The 16837-nt window shown below is 70.2% G+C and carries 15 protein-coding genes and 1 pseudogene; 9 read left to right on the forward strand and 7 right to left on the reverse strand.

Annotation, left to right across the window (positions count from 1 at the left end):
* Positions 1-25: 25 nt before the first annotated feature.
* Positions 26-1313: pseudogene (locus tag RM844_RS11970) on the reverse strand (helix-turn-helix domain-containing protein).
* A 186-nt stretch (positions 1314-1499) separates the two neighbouring features.
* Between RM844_RS11970 and RM844_RS11975 the strand changes: the two are divergent.
* Both RM844_RS11975 and RM844_RS11980 read left to right on the forward strand, forming a co-directional pair.
* Positions 1500-1964 carry a glycine-rich domain-containing protein gene (locus RM844_RS11975; RefSeq protein ID WP_311667065.1) on the forward strand — a complete coding sequence of 155 codons (465 nt, stop codon included), beginning with the start codon at positions 1500-1502 and terminating at the stop codon, positions 1962-1964.
* A 111-nt stretch (positions 1965-2075) separates the two neighbouring features.
* A complete protein-coding gene (locus RM844_RS11980; RefSeq protein ID WP_311667066.1) occupies positions 2076-2765 on the forward strand; it encodes a class I SAM-dependent methyltransferase in 690 nt (229 codons plus the stop codon).
* Positions 2766-2835: 70 nt separating this feature from the next.
* On the opposite strand, the gene aspS is transcribed toward RM844_RS11980, so the two are convergent.
* Positions 2836-4611, reverse strand: a complete 1776-nt coding sequence (aspS, locus tag RM844_RS11985; protein WP_311667067.1) for an aspartate--tRNA ligase — start codon at positions 4609-4611, stop codon at positions 2836-2838.
* Positions 4612-4731: 120 nt separating this feature from the next.
* On the opposite strand from aspS, the gene RM844_RS11990 reads away from it, so the two are divergent.
* Entirely contained in the window at positions 4732-6852 is a 2121-nt protein-coding gene (locus RM844_RS11990; protein WP_311667069.1) for a SpoIIE family protein phosphatase, read from the forward strand.
* Between the two features lie 76 nt (positions 6853-6928).
* Here the strand turns inward: RM844_RS11990 and RM844_RS11995 are convergent, their stop codons facing one another.
* Positions 6929-7054: a hypothetical protein gene (locus RM844_RS11995; protein ID WP_311667070.1), complete on the reverse strand. Its 126-nt coding sequence runs from the start codon at positions 7052-7054 to the stop codon at positions 6929-6931.
* Between the two features lie 236 nt (positions 7055-7290).
* Here RM844_RS11995 and RM844_RS12000 point away from each other — a divergent pair, with 236 nt between their 5' ends.
* Positions 7291-8817 carry an NHL domain-containing protein gene (locus RM844_RS12000; protein WP_311667268.1) on the forward strand — a complete coding sequence of 509 codons (1527 nt, stop codon included), beginning with the start codon at positions 7291-7293 and terminating at the stop codon, positions 8815-8817.
* A gap of 54 nt (positions 8818-8871) precedes the next feature.
* On the opposite strand, the gene RM844_RS12005 is transcribed toward RM844_RS12000, so the two are convergent.
* Both RM844_RS12005 and RM844_RS12010 read right to left on the reverse strand, forming a co-directional pair.
* A complete protein-coding gene (locus RM844_RS12005) occupies positions 8872-9369 on the reverse strand; it encodes a hypothetical protein (protein WP_311667071.1) in 498 nt (165 codons plus the stop codon).
* 40 nt (positions 9370-9409) lie between these two features.
* Positions 9410-10504, reverse strand: coding sequence for a hypothetical protein (locus tag RM844_RS12010; protein WP_311667072.1), 1095 nt, complete (start codon positions 10502-10504; stop codon positions 9410-9412).
* A 382-nt stretch (positions 10505-10886) separates the two neighbouring features.
* Here RM844_RS12010 and RM844_RS12015 point away from each other — a divergent pair, with 382 nt between their 5' ends.
* The 3 genes from RM844_RS12015 (at position 10887) to RM844_RS12025 (ending at position 14044) form a co-directional block, all read left to right on the forward strand.
* Positions 10887-11606, forward strand: coding sequence for a hypothetical protein (locus RM844_RS12015; RefSeq protein WP_311667073.1), 720 nt, complete (start codon positions 10887-10889; stop codon positions 11604-11606).
* Between the two features lie 66 nt (positions 11607-11672).
* On the forward strand, positions 11673-13505 hold the full coding sequence (locus RM844_RS12020) for an FG-GAP-like repeat-containing protein (RefSeq protein ID WP_311667074.1): 1833 nt from the start codon (positions 11673-11675) through the stop codon (positions 13503-13505).
* A gap of 200 nt (positions 13506-13705) precedes the next feature.
* Entirely contained in the window at positions 13706-14044 is a 339-nt protein-coding gene (locus RM844_RS12025) for a hypothetical protein (protein ID WP_311667075.1), read from the forward strand.
* An 88-nt stretch (positions 14045-14132) separates the two neighbouring features.
* Here RM844_RS12025 and RM844_RS12030 read toward each other — a convergent pair whose 3' ends face one another.
* Both RM844_RS12030 and RM844_RS12035 read right to left on the reverse strand, forming a co-directional pair.
* The gene (locus RM844_RS12030) at positions 14133-14375 is read right to left on the reverse strand and encodes a DUF397 domain-containing protein (RefSeq protein ID WP_311667076.1); all 243 of its coding nucleotides are present in this window, start codon (positions 14373-14375) and stop codon (positions 14133-14135) included.
* A complete protein-coding gene (locus RM844_RS12035; RefSeq protein ID WP_311667077.1) occupies positions 14372-15244 on the reverse strand; it encodes a helix-turn-helix domain-containing protein in 873 nt (290 codons plus the stop codon). The genes RM844_RS12030 and RM844_RS12035 overlap by 4 nt, the downstream gene beginning before the upstream one ends.
* A 904-nt stretch (positions 15245-16148) precedes the next feature.
* Between RM844_RS12035 and RM844_RS12040 the strand changes: the two genes are divergently transcribed.
* Positions 16149-16673: an NUDIX hydrolase gene (locus tag RM844_RS12040; protein WP_311667078.1), complete on the forward strand. Its 525-nt coding sequence runs from the start codon at positions 16149-16151 to the stop codon at positions 16671-16673.
* Positions 16673-16822 (forward strand): hypothetical protein, encoded by a 150-nt coding sequence (locus RM844_RS12045; protein ID WP_311667079.1) that lies wholly within the window; start codon positions 16673-16675, stop codon positions 16820-16822. Before RM844_RS12040 ends, RM844_RS12045 begins: the two co-directional genes overlap by 1 nt.
* Positions 16823-16837: the final 15 nt, after the last annotated feature.

The following is a 16837-nucleotide window of genomic DNA, read 5'->3' on the forward strand; positions in this document are numbered from 1 at the left end:
CCAAGCCCCGTGACCGGCCCCCGGGTCAGCGAGCGCCCGCGACGGCGACGTGCAGTTCCCGCACTCCGCGCGCGCGTGGATGGTGGCGAACCAGCTCGGTGACGATGTTACGGATCGCGGGCCGGTCGCGGACCTCTCCGGGACTGGCCCGGTGGGCGTCGAGCAACGCGTGGGCGGTCTGCTCGGGGCGTTGCCGGGCCCACCAGGCCCGGGCCATGTCGGTGCCAAGGCGGGCCCTGCGTTCGGCGGTCGGAAACTGTTCGGGGCGCAGGCCGGCCCCGGTCGCGAGCGCGGCACCGGCGTCCCCGAGGGCCCAGTGCACGCCGACCGCGTACAGCTCGACGGAGGCCGGGGTGACGGGGAACAGGCGGCCCGGGGGCACGTCGCCTGGCAGCCCGCTGGCGGCCCGGCGGGCCTCACCGGTCATGGCCAGTGCCTCGTCGCGCTGTCCCCCTCGGGCCGCGGTGTAGGACAGGGTGCAGAGCAGTTGGGCGTACGCGGCGGCCGACGCCTCGGTCCGCAGCCCGGTCGCCTCCACGTCGGCAGCCGCCGAGGAGACCAGGCGCTGTGCCTCCACGGTGCGGTCCTGGTGGCGCAGGACGATGGCCAACTCCCGTGCGGCGGCGGCCGACGCGAGCGGCGAGCCCGACACTTCCGCCCAGGTCCGGGCGCGGTCCGCGGTAAGCCGGGCCCGGTCGTACGATCCGAGCTTGACCAGGACCGCGGCGGCCAGGCTGTAGACGGAGGAGAGGCGGGCCTGATCGAGTTCGTGACGGGAGGTGGCAGCGGCGTGGCCGTCGGCGATGAGACCGGGCAGTGCCGCGAGGAGCTGCCCATGGGCTCCGCTGTCGTACCGAGCGCGGGCGGCGACCAGTCGGGCGTCCAGCGGGCCAGCGTCGGTCGTCCGGGGAGTGTCAGCCAAAGCCTGGTCCAGGCCCAGCAGCAGGGTGGCCGGTCCAGCTGCTGCCCGTGGCGCTGAGCATCGTGCGGCGGCGCATCGGGTCCTCCTCGGCGTGACTGGCCGTCACTCTAGTGGTCGCCGAGGTGGCTGGCGCGGGTGGCGCCAGCGCGGCCAGCAGAACGTGTCGGGGTACGCCGACTTCGAGGGCCGCGCGCTGGAGCAGCGCGAGATCGACGACCCGGCTGCTGCGTTCCAACCGGGAGACCGTGGCGGGCGAGCAGCCAAGTCGGTTGCCCAGCGTGGCCAGGGTCCAGGAGCGGTGCCGGCGGCCGAGGCGGACGAGTGCGCCCAGGCGTCGTGCCGCGGCTAACTCGCGGGCCTGATGAGTGTTCCAGAGCGGGTCAACGGGCACTGGCCCCTCCCACGCCGCACGACCGGGCTCTCCACGGTACGGACGCCGACTCGGGCTCGTCGAGCGCTCTTGCACGATGTGCAAAGACCTTGCGCCAGCCGGTTGTTGTTCCCTGCGGGCCGGATCGGCGCGGTGTGCTGGAACCGGCGGCTCCGAACAGCGGGGCCCCTGTCCATTGGAGGCACCATGGCAACCGCCATCGCATCCCCCCTGATCGCCGGTCCCTACACCGGCCCGGCTCGCTCCGTGACGGAGATCGTGCCGACCGCCCTGTGGGACAAGCAGATCGGGCTCCTGGCGCGGGACTACCCGTACGACACGATCATGGCCGCGCGAGTCCTCGGCCAGGGGTACGCCTACCTGCTGACCGCGATGCGGCACCGGGGCGAGTCCCTGGGGCTGGCACCCAGCAAGCTCGTTGACATCGGTGTACACACGATCATCCTCGACACCGTGGCGTACGCCGAGCTGTGCGAGAAGTACAACGGAGGTCACTTCCTGCACCATGTGCCCAAGGTCGCGACCAAGAACGACGGTTCGGTCCTGAGGACCGCCCGCCTGGTCGCAGGCGACGGTTGGGAGGTTGACCTGCCCCTCTGGGCCAACGCCGCCGACTGCGGACCGTGCCATCCGGGCAACGACTCGCACTGACCCACAGCGGCCTCCGGGTCCTCGGTTCACCGCGACCGAGGACCCGGAGGTCTCAGGTGACATCAGGCGAAAGCCGCCCGGACGCCCGCCCCACCCGGGCAGGATGAGGCGGTGACCGCACGCACCGATCTCTGGCACCACTACGGCCGCGGCCGCGCCGAGCGCGACCACGCCGTCGACGACGCCTTCCGCTGGGTCTGGAGCCAGGACGGCGGGCCGGGTGCCGAGCTGTTGGGCGACCTGACGGGGCGGAACGTCGCGGACCTCGGCGCCGGCGCCGCCCGGCACGCCGCTCACCTCGCCGTGCACCACGAACCCGCCCGGGTCACCGCCATCGACGCCTCGCCGGCCCAACACGCCTTCGCCGACCGCATGTTCGGACACCTCGCGCCCCGGCTGCGGCTGGCCAGGGCCGACGCGGTCGCCCACCTGAGCGCCGCGCCCGGGTCCTACGACGTGCTGTACAGCGTCTTCGGCGCGGTCGACTTCACCGATCCACGCCGTCTGTTGCCGGCCGCGGCCGTGGCGCTCCGGCCGGGCGGGCGGCTGGTGTTCGCCACCCTGGCGCAGCACGTGGGGGGCGCGCCGGCGCGGCCGGCCGTGTTGGCCACCGACATTCCGGCGCGCACCCCGGAGGGCGAGGCGACCACCCTGCGTCGTTGGGTGCTCCAGGGACCCGTGTGGACCGCGGCCCTGGCCGAGGCCGGCTTCACCGCGGTCACGGTGGAGGTGCGGCCAGCGCGGCACGGCGGGCCACGGGACGCCGGCACCCTCCTGGTCACCGCCCGCCGCCCCGGCTGAGATCGCGGCGAGCACGCGCCCCGGCCCCTGACGCGGGTGCGGCAGGGGCCGGGGCGAGGCTGCCGGTGGGCTACTTGGTGGGCGGCTTGCGCAGCGCCAGGTGGAGTTCCTTCAGCCGGGCCTCGGAGACCTCGTTGGGCGCGCCCATCAGCAGGTCCTGCGCGTTGCCGTTGAGCGGGAAGGCGATGGTCTCGCGGATGTTGGGCTCGTCGGCGAGCAGCATCACGATCCGGTCCACGCCCGGCGCGATGCCGCCGTGCGGCGGGGCGCCGAAGTGGAACGCGCGGAGCATCCCGCCGAACTCGCGCTCGACCTCCTCGCGGGAGTAGCCGGCGATCTCGAACGCCCGGTACATGATGTCCGGCTCGTGGTTCCTGATGGCGCCGGAGGACAGCTCGATGCCGTTGCAGACGATGTCGTACTGCCAGGCCAGCACGTCCAGCGGGTCCTGCTTCTCCAGCGCGTCCAGGCCGCCCTGCGGCATGGAGAACGGGTTGTGCGAGAACTCGATCGCGCCGGTGTCCTCGTTCCGCTCGTACATCGGGAAGTCGACGATCCAGCAGAACCGGAAGACGTTCTCCTCGAAGTGGCCCGCGCGCTGGGCCGCCTCGACCCGGACCGCGCCCATGATCTTGGAGACCTCGTCGAAGGCGCCGGCGCCGAAGAAGATCGCGGTGCCGGGGCCGGCGGACAGCCGCTCGGTGAGCGCCGCGATGTTCTCCTCGGTGAGGAACTTGGCGATCGGGCCGGTCAGCTTGCCGTCCTCGCCGACCCGCACCCAGGCCAGGCCCTGCGCGCCCTTGGAGACGGCGAACTCGCCGAGCTGGTCGAAGAACTTGCGCGGCTGGCCCGCCGTGTCCGGCACGGCCAGCGCCCGCACGTGCTTGTCGGCGAACGCCTTGAAGCCGGAGCCGGCGAAGACGTCGGAGACGTCCACCAGCTCCAGCTTGGCCCGCAGGTCGGGCTTGTCCGAGCCGTACTTCAGCATCGCCTCGCGGAACGGGATGCGCGGGAACGGCGAGGTGACGTGCCGGCCGCCGCCGAACTCCTCGAACAGCTCGGTCATCACCCGCTCGATGACCCGGAAGACGTCCTCCTGCTCGACGAAGCTCATCTCGACGTCGAGCTGGTAGAACTCGCCGGGCGAGCGGTCCGCCCTGGCGTCCTCGTCGCGGAAGCAGGGCGCGATCTGGAAGTACCGGTCGAAGCCGGCGACCATCAGCAGCTGCTTGAACATCTGCGGCGCCTGCGGCAGCGCGTAGAAGGTGCCGGGGTGCAGCCGGGACGGCACCAGGAAGTCGCGCGCGCCCTCGGGGGAGGTGGCGGAGAGGATCGGGGTGGCCAGCTCGGTGAAGCCCTGGTCGGTCATCTTGCTGCGGATCGCGCTGATCACCCGCGAGCGCAGGATGATGTTGCGGTGCATCCGCTCGCGGCGCAGGTCGAGGAAGCGGTACTCCAGCCGGCGCTCCTCGTTGACCCCGTCGTCCGCGTTGATGGTGAACGGGATCTGGTCGGCCGCGCCCAGCACCTCGACCTCGGCGACCTCGACCTCGATCTCGCCGGTCGCCAGCTCCGGGTTGACGTTCTCGGCGCCGCGGGCGACGACCTTGCCGTCGATCCGCAGCACGGACTCCTTGCTCAGCGAGCTGAGCCGCTCCTGGACGGCCGCCGCGCCGGGCGCCTCCGGACGCACCACGAGCTGGGTGATCCCGTAGTGGTCGCGCAGATCGATGAAGAGGATGCCGCCCAGGTTGCGACGATTGTGCAGCCAGCCGGCCAGCCGAACGTCCTTGCCGAGCTCCGCCGAACGCAGTTCGCCGCAGGTGTGGGACCGGTACCGATGCATCGTGAGTCCAAGTCGTCTACGTGATTCCGGGAACGGGCTCAGACTACCGTTGCCCGCCCGGGTACCGCCCCGGCGTATCCCGCCCGGCGAACAGGAATGAATCGGCATAGATTCCCAGATATGCGCACGGAGGATGTGCTGGCCGCCGCCGGGGTCGGCGTCTGGACCTGGGACGACGCCCGGGGCGTGATGGTGCTGGACGCGGTGGCCGCCGAGCTGTTCGGTCTACCGGCCGAGGCCGCGGTGCTGACCGAGGCCACCTTTCGGGCGCGCGTCCACATCGAGGACTTCGCCACCATGGAGCGGGTGATCGGGCTGGCCGCCAGCGAGGGCCCCGACGCCGGCCCCCGCGAGGTGGTCTTCCGGGTGGTCGACACGTCCAACGAGATCATCGCCCGGGTGCGCAGCCGGATCCGGGTGATCGACCCCAGGGAGCTGGACGGCGGCCCGGGCGACGGCTCACCCTCGCTGGTCGGCGTGCTCATGCCGACCCAGGACGCGGACGAGCGGGAGCTGGGCGGCGACTGGGAGACCACCCGGGCGCGGGAGACGTTCGTGCTGCGCACCGGGCAGGCGCTCTCCGAGGCGAACACCGTGCACGAGGTGCTCCAGGTGGTCGCCGGCCTGACGATGCCGGGGTTCCGGCCGGACGGGGTCGCCGTCTTCGACCGGGCGGGCGACGAGCTGCGGCTGCTGGACTACCAGGGGCGGGACCAGGACTTCGCCCCGATGGGCTTCCCGATGCCGATGGACACCGACTACCCGGCGGCCGAGGTGATGCGCACCGGGCGGGCGGTCTACGTCTCCACGCCGGAGGAGTTCGCCGAGCGGTTCCCCCAGGTGTGGCCGGTGGTCGAGCCGCTGAACCGGACCTCGTGGGCGTACCTGCCGCTGGTGGTGGCCGGGCGGGTCATCGGGGCCTGGCTGGCCGCCTTCGACTACCACCTGGACTTCGACTGGGCGGAACGGGCCACCTTCTCCAGCATCGCCCGGCTGGTGGCGCAGGCCCTGTCCCGGGCCTCCCTCCAGGACACCGAGCGGGAGCTGGCCGCCGACCTCCAGCACGCGATGGGGCCGAGCCCGACGCCCCGGGTGCCGGGGCTGGCGATCGCCGCCCGCTACGTGCCGAGCGGGTCCGGGCTCCAGGTGGGCGGCGACTGGTACGACGTGATCCCGCTGCCGTCCGGCCGGGTGGCGCTGGTCATCGGGGACGTGCAGGGGCACGACGTGCGGGCGGCCGCGGTGATGGCGCAGCTGCGGATCGCGCTGCGCGCCTACGCCTCGGAGGGGCACCACCCGGACGCGGTGCTCAGCCGCGCCTCGCGGTTCCTGGCGGCGCTCAGCCCGGCGGGCGACGGCGAGGCGGCCGACAGCCGGTTCGCGACCTGCCTCTACGTGGAGGCCGACCCGCGCGCCGGCACGTTCGACGTGGCCAGGGCCGGCCACCCGGAGCCGGCGCTGCTCTCGGACGACGGCACCCTCCAGGTCCGGCCGACGGACGGCGGGCCGCCGCTGGGCGTCGAGCTGAGCACGGACTACCCGGTGACCCGGCTCAGCCTGCAACCGCGGGAGACGCTGCTGCTGTGCACGGACGGGCTGCTGGAGACCGGCCGGCGGCACCAGGACGCCGGCTGGGAGCGGCTGCGCCGGGTGGTCCGCGGCCTGCCGGTCACCGGCCTGGAACAGCTGGCGGACACCTTGCTGGAGTCCGTCCCCGACGAGGACACCGGGCCCGGCGGGGCCCCGGCGGGCGGGGCGGGCAACGAGGACGACATCGCGCTGCTGCTGCTGCGCCGGGAGGAGGCCGGCTGGCAGGTGCCGCGCGGCGGGGCGCCGGTGCGGCGCTTCGTGCTGCAGGTGGGGCAGTACGAGCCGGCCAGGATCGCCCAGGCCAGGCGGCAGTTGACCACGCTGCTGCACGACTGGACCGACCAGGACGCGGTGCACGGCGCGGTGCTGATGCTCTCCGAGATGCTGACCAACGTGCTGGCGCACACCGAGGGGGACGCGCTGCTGGTGGCCGAGGTGGGCGGGGTGGTGGGGGACCGGAAGCTGCGGGTGGAGGTGGCGGACTCGTCGGACGAGCTGCCGCACCGCAGGGAGCCGGGCGAGCTGGCCTCCTCGGGGCGCGGGCTGCTGCTGATGGACTCGCTCGCCGACGCCTGGGGCGCGGAGCCGCGCGGCGCGGGCAAGACCATCTGGTTCGAACTGGGCGAACGCTCCGGCGCCGGGCACGCCTGAGCCACCCCGGCGGCCGGCCGCCGGGGTGGGGCGACCCCCGTCGCTGACCCGGGCCCACGCGGCGGCCCCGGCGGCCTCAGCCGCCGGCGCCCGGCACCCGCTTGGCGTACTGGACGAACCCACGCCAGGCGTCCCGCCGAGCGGTCACCGTTCCTTTCCCGCGTGCCTTGGTGTCCCGCACCATGAGCCGGAGGACGAGCACGGCCGGGTCGGTCCACGCGGCGCCGCGGGTGGGCCACGCCCAGTCGAGCAGGGGGGGTAATGGCCGTTCTGACCCGCCGTTCGCGGGGCCCCGGGGGTGGGGGCGGGGGCCGCATCGTCAACGTTACGGCGAGGAGCACTCATAAGTGATTTACCGGCCTGGGCGGCTCGAGTGGCTGATGCAATTGAGGCGCATCTGACTGTAGTGGGCAGTCGGTGGCCGACGAAAGGATAGCCATGAGCACTGACCAGGCAGAGACTGCCGACGGTGAGGGCTTTGCCCCTCGGATCAGCACGATCGCCGGGACCGGGACCGCGGGTTTCGCCGGCGACGACGAGGCCGCCGTCTCCGCCCAGTTCAAGCATCCGTACGAGATGGCGGTGAGCAGCACCGGCATCCTCTACGTCTCGGACTACAGCAACCACCGGGTCCGGAGGATCACCACCGACGGCAAGATCAGTACGGTCGCCGGGACCGGGGTCGCGGGCTCGGGCGGCGACGGCGGTCCCGCCGCCAAGGCCCAGCTGAACTGTCCCCGTCAGATCGCGGCGGACAGGGACGGGTCGGTCTACATCGCCGATGCGGGCGGTCATCGGGTGCGGAGGATCGGTCCTGACGGGATCATCAGCACGGTCGCCGGCACCGGGACCGCGGGTTCCGCCGGCGACGAAGGCCCGGCCGTCAAGGCGCAGTTGAACAAGCCGTTCGGGGTCGCGGTGGACGCCGACGGGGTCCTGTACGTCTCCGAGTTCCGCGGTCATCGGGTGCGGAGGATCGGACCTGACGGGATCATCAGCACGGTCGCCGGCACCGGGACCGCGGGTTCCGCCGGCGACGAAGGCCCGGCCGTCAAGGCGCAGTTGAACAGTCCGTACGGCATCACCGTGGACAGCACCGGCATCCTCTACATCGCCGATTCGGGCCGCCACCGGGTGCGGAGGATCGGACCTGACGGGATCATCAGCACGGTCGCCGGGACCGGGACCGCGGGTGACGCCGGCGACGAAGGCCCGGCTGACAAAGCGCAGTTGAACAAGCCGTACGGCATCACCGTGGACAGCACCGGGGTCCTGTACGTCTCCGAGTACGGTGGTCATCGGGTGCGGAGGATCGGACCTGACGGGATCATCAGCACGGTGGCCGGGACCGGGACCGCGGGTTCCGCCGGCGACGGGGGCCCGGCCGCCGAGGCCCAGCTGAACTGCCCGTTCGGTCTCACCGTTGACAGCGTCGACGCTCTGTACATCGCCGACCACCTCAACCACCGCATTCGTAAGGTGACATCGGCGTTGATGGCCGGGCTGCCGGACACGGGGTCGGTGGTCGCCCTGGGCAATGTCCGCAGCAGGCTCCGGGCCGGCGTGGTCCGCGAGTCCACGAAGGACGGCAGCGAGATCCACCAGTCCCTTCCCTCTCCGAGGGCCCACCAGCAGTGGCGCTTGGTCGTCGCGGGTCAGGACGACGGCGAGGTCCTGTACCGGATCGAGAACCTCCGCAGCGGCAAGGCCCTGGAAGTCGTCGGAGGCGGGACAGCGGAGGGAGCGGTGGTCGCGCAGCGCACCTATGAAGGAACCGAGGCGAGCCACCAGCACTGGCGGCTCATCCCCACCGGCCCGGCCGCCGATAGCCCGCGGGTGTACGAGATCGCGAATCGCAACAGCGGCCTGCTGTTGAGCATCAGCACGAGGGCGCCGTCCGTGCTCAGGCAGTTCGGTGCACAGGGGGATCACCGCGACCGGCAGTGGCAGCTACTCCCGGTGTGAACACACGAGTGGTCAGAGGCAAAGACGCCTCTGACCACTCGTTTCGCCGTGGATCTACTGGGAGTCGGCCGGTTTCTCGGCAGTCGCCTTGGGAGCCTGGGGCTGCTCGGCCTCGGGGGAGGCCGGGGCGTCGGGGGCCTTGAAGTCGCTCTTCTTCGGTGCCTGCAGACCCTCGTCCTTCTGCAGGTCGGCGTTCTGTTTCACCGTCTCGCTCGACGTCTGCATGCCCGCGGCCGCGGCTGTGGATACCGAGCCGGGGTTCTGCGCGTACTGGCTCTGGGCGTTGGCGGAATCCTGGGTGGTCTGGATGAAGGAGCCGAGGAAGCCCAGGATCGCCCGTGCTTCGGGCGCCTGTTCCTGCACGGTCTTCGCCCGGTGGGAGGCCCCGTGGATCCCACTGGTGAACAGGCTGGTGGTCGTGTCGTCGTACGTGTGGTCGTCTGCGTCCTCGAAGTCGACGTCCGCCCCGGGTTGTGGCTTGTCGCGGTCGGTGGTCACCGAGAAGAGCCCTGCGCCCTTGCCGGCGGAGCCGAAGATGTTGCTGAACACCATGGTCGTCACCTCTGGTCGTTGTGGCGGCACAGCCTGCCGGTTACGGCGTTTTGTACAGGTCTCGTTCGCTGTCGGTGAGGCTCTCGCCGTCGAACATCGTGTGATGGACCTCCAGGGCGGAGACGACCTCGGCCAGCCCCTTCATACGGAAGCCGCCGCCGGCCAGGTCGAGGTCAGCGATGTCGCGGGCGACCACCGGAGCGAGCCGGGGGTAGTCGTCCGGCTGCGGGGGAGAGAGGACGGCCACGGGAACGTCGTAGTTCACCGCGAACAGCCCGGAGAAGGTCACCGGGATCTCGTAGGTGTACTGCCTGAGAGCCCGGCGCTGCGTGACAATGGTCTCAACCCGTGAGCCCGGCGGGACCTTTCCGGAGATCTGCGACTTCGAGGCCCAGCTGGTGGTCAGGGAACCGCCGACGGAGGCCGTGATGCCCAGGGCGAGCGCGGCGTTGAGAGTGGCGGTGCCGGACGCGCTGCCCGTGGTGGTGAAGTCCACCGAGCCGGCCAGCGAGGTGGATGCGGAGTTCGTCATCCCGTTGGTCACCGATGTGTCGACGGTGTTGGCGTTGTCCACCCCCACGCTGTCCTTGCTGTTCTTGTTGGTCACCGTGTTCGCGTTCTTGTTCGACATGTCGTTCTTGAGCTGCGTCCCGAGCTGCGTCTGCAGGTTCATTCCGAGCTTGCTCTGCAGCTGCAGCTGGAGTTGGGCGCTGACGCTGCCGCCGAAGGTGAGCTTGGAGTCTCCCGAGAGTGACCAGGTGGCCCCGTTCGACACGTTGAAGTCGACCGAGTCGGTGAAGTTCATCTCGGACCCGCTGCGGTTGACGTAGGTACGCGAGGAGAACGAGTCGGGTGGCGGCTGGGCGATGTTGCGCCGCTCCTCGATCAGCGGCTCGCCGAGGTTCATGTATGCGAGCCAGCCCAGCCCGTGCGAGGTGCCGGGGAAGGAGCCGAAGCTCGACTTGTTGACGGAGAACCCGACGGGCTTGTGGCTTACCCCGTAGTCATCGACGTAGACCAGGTTGGGGTGGTCCAGAATGGCCTGCCAGGTCTGCTCGATATTGAGTTCCCGCAGGTTCTTCTTCGTCAGCGGTTGGCGCTTGGCCCGCTCCAGATTATACGCGTTGGAAGGCAATTTCTGTCCTCGGCTGATTTGGTCGAAACCGCACTCGGTGAAATGGCAACAAAGAAGATGAGCAAGAAAATGAACAAGCTTCGAAAGCAAAGCTAGCAGGGCCCGTCGGCCCCCGAGAAGGCGCCTCCGGGCACCGCACTCAAACGAGTGACCCAATAAGGCTGACGGTTTCTGTCACTCGATCGATGGTCGCCCGGCTGCCCACCCTGGGGCCCCGACCTCGAAAGTCGCCACTTTGGGTGCATTTACTTCGATCACACTTTCGTTTGTGCAGCCATTCAGATCGCAATCGATTGAGCACCGGGAAACGCCACGTGATAAACCATTTCACTGAGTTCCCGAGGTGTTGTTCTCCGCATCAAGAACAGGTGAGGTTTCCGCGATGTACACCCAAGAACGCACGGCAATGACCAATTTGGTGGTCGGCGGCCCGGTGGCAGTGAACAGCTACGACAACGCGATCGTGGCCGCACTCGTCGAGAACCGGCCGGTCATGCTCGTCCACGCCTTCAACGGCGGCTACCTGCGGCCCGCCGAGCTGGCGGCGAGCAGCCATGACAAGGGCGTCAAGCTCGCCACCGCGCTCGACCCCGCCACCAAGGAAGCCCAAGGCCACCTCTGGCACATCACCCCCGGCGGCTTCTTCGGCCAGCGCCCGCTGTACTACATCGAGAGCGCCGCCGGCCAGGTCGCACCCCCGGCCCCCGGCACGGCCGAGACCGACAGCGGTCGCGGCGACGACGGGGCACCGAAGCCGCAGCGCCGACGCGTCACCGCCCACCAGGACGCCCCGCAGAGCACGGCCGACACCGTGCAGGTCGGCCTGCCCTCCAAGGTGAGCGACAAATGGCGTGGCAAGAACGGTGCGGTGGAGGACACCCAGCTGTGGATCGTCACAGTGACGCCCTGGGGCGGCATCACCTTCGTCCCGATCACCCACCCCGACGCCATCCTCGGGTTCAAGGACCACACGGTGGCGAAGGACAGCGAGGCACGGCTCACCTACAACTGGGGCGGGGACTTCACCGGGACCGTCATCAACACGTTCTACCCGCGGCTCCCCAACGAGTGGGACGTCCCCTACCACCACGTCTTCACGTGACCCGCGGCCGCCACCGCGCCGCCCCCGTCCCGAGCCGACGCCCCAACCGCTGGAAGAGGCACCACCATGCCCGTGCCCACGCACGAACTGAAACTGGAGATCGTCAACGCCGCCACGGGGCAGACCCTAGGCGCCAGGGCCACGCCGGGCCCGGACGGAGCGCTCGTCGTCCGGGACTTTCCCGAGGACGGCCCGAGCCCGGAACAGTGGCACTTCACCCCCGTGCCGGGCACACAGGACGATCCGGCGTACGTGATCCGTAACGCCGCCACCGGCAAGGTGCTCGACGATCCCGCGGCCACAGACCGCGGTGTCCGCCAGTGGGACGCCGCCGCCAACAAGAAGAGCCAGCAGTGGCGCCTCGTTCCCGTCGAAGGCGAAGCGGGACTTCACTTCATCGAGGGCGCGGCCGACGGCACCGTCCTCGACCTCGACGACACCGGCAAGGACGAGGCCCGGATCGTCCTTGCCGAGTACGACGACAGCGCGCAGAGCCAGCGGTGGCGCCTCGTCCCCGCGGAACCGGAGCGCACCAGCGACCTCGTCCTGAACTGGGCATCCCTGAGCCACTGGAACAGCCGCCAGTCCTGGCGACTGACCCACAACAACACCTCGCTGCGGCCGGCACCCGACGCGACGCCTTCCTTCAGCAATCCACTGCTGGTCCTGGAGCAGTACGGAAGCGACCAGGACGCCGGCGGGTGGCAGACCACAGGGCCCGGCCACCACCCTGCCGGGCAACCGGGCTGGTGGGCAGGGCCCGGCGACCGGCTTCTCGCCGACACCACGGGAACGGGGCGTGCCGACGTCGTCGGGCTCAAACCCGCGAAGGGGGCCGTGGCAGCGTCCGGCAGAGGGGACGGGACGTTCGACGACGAAGAGCGTGTCCTGCACCCACCCGCTCCGTCCGCGAGCCCCAAGGACCTGTGGACCCTTTCCGACATCACCGGAGAGGGGCGTCCCAGTGCCGTCGTACTCTGCGCCGAGGGTGTGCGGGTAAGCACCCAGGACGAGAGTGGCGCGTTCACTCCCGCGGGCGGCGAACTGGTGATCGAAGCGTTCGGACACGGGCCGCAGGCCGGCGGGTGGCTCGCCGAGAAGCATCCGCGTTTTCTCGCCGACACCACCGGTGACGGCAGGCTCGACATCGTCGGCTGCCACGACGACGGCCTCTGGGTGTCCCTCCAGGACGAGGAAGGCACGTTCGCGCCGCTCGCCGACGAACCCGCCCTCCGGGCATTCGGCCACGGAGAGGAGGCCGGCGGGTGGCTCGCCGAGAAGCATCCCCGTTTTCTCGCCGACACCACCGGTGACGGCAGGCTCGACATCGTCGGCTGCCACGACGACGGCCTCTGGGTGTCCCTCCAGGACGAGGAAGGCACGTTCGCCGAGCCTCTCTACGTTCTCGACGACTTCGGAGTCGACCAGGGGTGGAGCTCGACCGCGGAACACCCCCGGTTCGTGCTCAGCACCACCGGCGGGAAAGTCCCCGACATCGTGGGCTTCGGCCCACTGGGCGTCGTCGTCGCACGCGGGCGCGGTGACGGCACGTTCGAGCCCTCCCGGCTCGTCCTGAACGACTACGGACAAGCCCAGGGCTGGACGAGCACCCGGCACCACCGGCTCCTGGCCGACGTCACCGGCGACGGCGCCCCGGACATCGTCGGCTTCGGCAACGAGGGCGTCTGGGTGTCGCGCAACAACGGCGGCCAGTTCGAACAGGCCCAACTGGTGTGCCGCGGTTTCGGATACAACGAGGACGCCGGCGGCTGGCGCACCGACCGCCACCCCCGCTTCCTCACGGACATCACCGGCGACGGACGCGTCGACATCATCGGCTTCGGAGGCCCGGGCGTACACGTAGCCCGCAACCTCTTCCGCCGCTTCAGGACCCAGTAGCCCCAGAACCACACAACCACGCGGGCCAACCGGGCGTGGCGGTCGGTGTCGAGCAGGTCGGTCTGCCGGAGGACGCCGATCGGAGTCAGGTCCAGGCGCTGTGCGAGGCGCATCGTGTAACCGGGCAGGTTCTTACCGGGCAACGGGGCCGGGCATTGTGGTAGTCGGCGGGACAGTTGGGGCACGGATCAGCCTCGCCCATGGCCGGTTCGGGGCCCAGCCCGTCGAGGCCCACCACGACGCGGCTGCGATGCACCTCGACGAGGATGTCGTCGCCGCTACTGGAAAAAGCCGCCGCCGAGGAGGAGCCGGACACGGTCGCCGAGGACAACGTTTACTCGTCCCGCGACAACCGCGCCCACCTTCGCAAACGCCGTATCAAGGCGGTTATCCGAGAGAAGAAGGACGCAGCCACCAACCGGAAGAAGAAGGGCTCCAGCGGTGGCCGGCCCGTCAGGGGCGCCGACGCGGACGGCATTCCCGGCCGCAACTCCCTCACCGTCCTCGGCAACCGCCACGGCTTCACCGCCACCACCTGAACGCCAACCGCGCGACAACGCGCCCTCGTTCCCCGGCTCGCTGCCGGGGAACGCGGGCGCGTCTTTCGTTCTGCGCGGCGCTCACCGGTCAGGAGGGCCGAAGCCCGCCCGCGCCGGTGGCGTTGACGAAGGAGGACCAGCTGGTCGGTGCCACCAGTAGCGCGGCACCGTGCGGCATCTTGGAGTCACGGACCGCGACGCCGCCGTAGACCTCGGACACGTCGGCGGTCTCGACGCAGTTGTTCCCGGAGCCACTGCTGTATGAGGACTTGTACCAGTCAGCAACGCCAGCGAGGTCGGCGGCCCGGAGCGTGCGGGTGTGGTGGGTCATTCTGTGATCTCTCGCGATAGTTGTTGCAGGAACTTCGGAGTGTCCTCGGGCGGTAGCGCCGAAGCCACCAGAGCGTCGAACTTCCGCGTGAACTTGCCGACCTCCTGTGGTGTGTCCGAGACCGACGAAGCTCCCCACGCGTTGTCCACCTGAACCGTTGTCGGCAGCGTGTCACCAAGGTCCAGGATAGTGAAGTCGTGATCTGGCAGATATCCCCGCACGGCCTGCGGAAGCACCTGGACGGTCACATGGTCCAGCGAGGAGAGCTTAGTGATCTCGTCGTACTGCTCGCGCATGGTTTCGGCACCGCCCACTACGTAGCGTAGCGAAGGCTCGTAGAGGATCACCCAGAGCCGCAGGGGATCTTCCTCTACGAACAGTGACTCCTTGCGCTTCATCCGTACCTTGACGCCGTTCTCGATGAAGGCGTTGGTGGTGTCCTCTATCGGCTTGGCGATCTCGTACAGGGCCCTCGCGTAACCCTCGGTCTGGAGCAATCCCAAGACCAGGCACGGGTGGTAGGCCCGGATGGACTGGGCCGCCGACTCGATCCCGACGAACCTCGGCATCCCCGAAGGCATCGAGCTGCGGAACTGGGTCCACCACTCCCGGCTGGACGCGCCGCGCTGGATGGCCAGCAGCCGCTCCACGTCCTCGTCGTCGGTGACGTCGTAGCGGGCGAGCAGCTTGCGTAGGTCGTTGGCGTTCCGAAGGTCCTGAAGTCCCGTCTCCACCCGGTAGAGCTTGGTGTCGCTCAACGGCAACCCGCGAACCGCCTCTTCCAGGGTGAGCTCCGCCTGCTGGCGCAGCTGTCGTAGTTCATGGCCAAGTTCGATGCGTCGGGCCGTTGGCCTCGCTCGTGCTGCCATCTGTACGTCTCCACTCTTCATGTGCCCGGCGCCGACGGGATGCTGGCGCCCCAGCCGCCCAACTGCCCGCCGAAACAGCCTATGTGCGCGTCATGGCATGTGCCACTTTCCCCGCGAGCGCTGATTCAGTGCGGTTTCACTTGCGCTCTCACTCTGCCACGCGCCACCGTAGATACACCCCGGTACGTCACGGGGATGCGAGGGGGGAACAGCCTGCCGAACCCTGATCAGGAGCGGCGGCATCCGCGTTGCTCACCAACGGAGTTGACCCATGCCGCTACAGCACACGCCACACCGTAGTAACCATCCGAGTGACGGCCTGGCCGCCGTCCCGGCGGACCAGTCCGAGCGGGAAGTCGTCGAAGACGCGCCCCTGCCCGACCTCAAGCCCGGCGGGGAACCGCGGTCGGCCCCCCTTACCGCAGAGGAACTCGCTGCCAGGCAACGCGCCTTGAGTATCCAAGTCGCCGAGCATCTGCACAGGTTGTCGAAGTGACGGGGCGGGATGTTCGGCGGCGACTCCCCACGATTGATGGGCTGTTCGCTGGTCTGGCCCTGATCCTGCTCAACGTCTTCGGGCTCGTGTTCCTGCTCTACGGCGCGGGGACTACCGAGGCCACGTCGCCGGTACCCAGCGACGCACCGCACCACTCGATGCGGCTTCCCCCCGAGGCATAGCCGCACCTGCCAAGACCCCGTCCGACTCGTCGGTGTGGCTTCCGGTCTGCCCAGTCCTGGAGGCCACCCGGCGAGTCGGGCGGACCGTCGCCCGCGCCCCGCACGCCCCGCGCCATGCGGCGGGTGCGGGCGACACCTCCGCTTCCCGGGCCGGTCGAGGAACCTCCCGGCCCGGGGATGCGGCCCAACCCCTTCTCCACTCACCAACGAACGTTCGGAGCCCGCCATGTCCCACCCCACCCCGGCCAGTGTCCGTACCCCCGGTGCGCCGGCGCCCCAGTCGGCGCGCGAGCTGACCGTCCGGCTGTCGCTGCTGGCGACCACCCGCGACAACCACGTGCTGATGGTGCGCGACCCGCATGTCGATGGCGGCTGGCAGTTGCCCGGCGGCGTGGTCCCGGCCGGCGCCTGCCCGGTGGCCACCGCCCGCCAGCTGAGCATCAAGCAGACCGGGTACTACCAGGAGGCCACGCACGCGCTGGCCATCACCTTGGAGCATGGCCCGTCCGGGTACCCGATCGCGCTGGACTACGTGCTGGACGGCGGGCGCACCGACACTCCCCCCGGCGGCGAGGAGTCCCTGGCGGCCGACGCCCGCTGGCGCCCGATGCGGGAGTTGTTGGACTCCACACCCCTGGTACAGAACGCCCTACTGGCCCTGACCAACGGCGAGCGCGTCCCCGTCCTGATCAACGGCGACCAGCCCTCCGCCGCCTGGTCGGATGCGGAGAACCCGTTCCCGTCCGCCTGATGCTGCTGGTGCTGTGCGCCACCCCGCTCGCGCTGCTGCTGCCCCTCCTCCCCGGGGGCGCCTTCACCGTCGCGTTGGTGCTGCGCATCTCCCAGGCCCACCGCGACACCACTGCCACCTTCGACCTCGGCCATCGACCGGAAAGCTGATCACCCGTGCCTGAC

Source organism: Streptomyces chisholmiae (assembly GCF_031845445.1).
GTDB classification, from domain to species: domain Bacteria; phylum Actinomycetota; class Actinomycetes; order Streptomycetales; family Streptomycetaceae; genus Streptomyces; species Streptomyces chisholmiae.

Excerpts from the sequence above, each read along its gene's own strand:
- RM844_RS11990 (WP_311667069.1), top strand. The coding sequence starts at position 4,732 with ATGCGCACGGAGGATGTGCTGGCCGCCGCCGGGGTCGGCGTCTGGACC.
- RM844_RS11975 (WP_311667065.1), top strand. The coding sequence starts at position 1,500 with ATGGCAACCGCCATCGCATCCCCCCTGATCGCCGGTCCCTACACCGGC.
- RM844_RS12045 (WP_311667079.1), top strand. The coding sequence starts at position 16,673 with ATGCTGCTGGTGCTGTGCGCCACCCCGCTCGCGCTGCTGCTGCCCCTC.
- RM844_RS12035 (WP_311667077.1), bottom strand. The coding sequence starts at position 15,244 with ATGGCAGCACGAGCGAGGCCAACGGCCCGACGCATCGAACTTGGCCAT.
- RM844_RS12020 (WP_311667074.1), top strand. The coding sequence starts at position 11,673 with ATGCCCGTGCCCACGCACGAACTGAAACTGGAGATCGTCAACGCCGCC.
- RM844_RS12005 (WP_311667071.1), bottom strand. The coding sequence starts at position 9,369 with ATGGTGTTCAGCAACATCTTCGGCTCCGCCGGCAAGGGCGCAGGGCTC.
- RM844_RS12000 (WP_311667268.1), top strand. The coding sequence starts at position 7,291 with ATGAGCACTGACCAGGCAGAGACTGCCGACGGTGAGGGCTTTGCCCCT.
- RM844_RS12025 (WP_311667075.1), top strand. The coding sequence starts at position 13,706 with ATGGCCGGTTCGGGGCCCAGCCCGTCGAGGCCCACCACGACGCGGCTG.
- aspS (WP_311667067.1), bottom strand. The coding sequence starts at position 4,611 with ATGCATCGGTACCGGTCCCACACCTGCGGCGAACTGCGTTCGGCGGAG.
- RM844_RS12030 (WP_311667076.1), bottom strand. The coding sequence starts at position 14,375 with ATGACCCACCACACCCGCACGCTCCGGGCCGCCGACCTCGCTGGCGTT.
- RM844_RS12040 (WP_311667078.1), top strand. The coding sequence starts at position 16,149 with ATGTCCCACCCCACCCCGGCCAGTGTCCGTACCCCCGGTGCGCCGGCG.
- RM844_RS12015 (WP_311667073.1), top strand. The coding sequence starts at position 10,887 with ATGTACACCCAAGAACGCACGGCAATGACCAATTTGGTGGTCGGCGGC.